Origin of the sequence: Streptomyces sp. DH37 (assembly GCF_029813835.1) — a bacterium.
Taxonomy (GTDB): Bacteria; Actinomycetota; Actinomycetes; order Streptomycetales; family Streptomycetaceae; genus Streptomyces.
In genome coordinates, this window is record NZ_JARVKV010000147.1 from 1 (window position 1) to 1,079 (window position 1,079).

Here is a 1,079-nt window from a genome sequence, read left to right on the forward strand (position 1 = left end):
TTCGATGCGCAGACGGTGGCGGCGTTGGCGGAGCGGGTGGTGGACTCCACCGCCGGCGGACGCCCGCCGGTACGCCCGGCCGAACGCCCCGACCGGATACCGCTGTCCTTCGCCCAGCGCCGCCTGTGGTTCCTCAACCGCATGGAAGGCCCCAGCGGCACCTACAACATCCCGCTGGCCGTCCGCCTGACCGGCACCCTGGACACCACCGCCCTGCACACCGCCCTGCTGGACGTGATCGAACGCCACGAGGCGCTGCGCACCCTCTTCCCCGACGCCGACGGCGAACCCTGGCAGCACATCGTCCCGGCCGGTGAGGCAACCCTGCCCCTGGAGACGGTCGACACCACCGCCGAGGACCTGCCCACCGCCCTCGCCGCCACCGCCGCGGCCGGCTTCGACCTCGCCACCGACCTCCCGATCCGCGCGACCCTGTTCCGCCTGGCCGATACCGAGCACGTGCTGTGCGTGGTGGTCCACCACATCGCCGGCGACGGCTGGTCCCAGGCCCCCCTCGCCCGCGACCTCGGCCACGCCTACCGCGCCCGCCTGACCGGCACCGCCCCCACCTGGCACCCCCTGCCCGTCCAGTACGCCGACTACGCCCTGTGGCAGCACGAGGTCCTGGGCGAGGAGAGCGACCCCCACTCCCCCATCGCCGCCCAACTCGCCCACTGGCGCCAGACCCTGGCCGGCCTGCCCGAGGAACTCACCCTCCCCGTGGACCGGGCCCGCCCACCCGTCGCCAGCTACCGCGGCGGCCTGGTCACCACCGAACTCGGCCCCCGCCTCCACCGCGACCTGACCGCCCTGGCCCGCTCCACCCGCTCCAGCCTCTTCATGGTCCTCCAGGCCGGCGTCGCCGGCCTCCTCTCCCGCCTGGGCGCCGGCACCGACATCCCGCTGGGCACCGCCATCGCCGGCCGCACCGACACCGCCCTGGACGACCTGGTCGGCTTCTTCGTCAACACCCTGGTACTGCGCACCGACACCTCCGGCGACCCCGGCCTGCGCGACCTGGTCGAACGCGCCCGCACCACCGACCTGGCCGCCTACGCCCACCAGGACCTGCCCTTCGA

1 protein-coding gene is annotated in these 1,079 nt (G+C 74.5%); it reads left to right on the forward strand.

What is annotated here, in order from left to right; all coding sequences use genetic code 11:
- Positions 1-24: 24 nt before the first annotated feature.
- Positions 25-1,079 (forward strand): condensation domain-containing protein (locus QC029_RS30395; protein ID WP_336621622.1); only part of this gene is annotated, 1,055 nt, incomplete at its 3' end.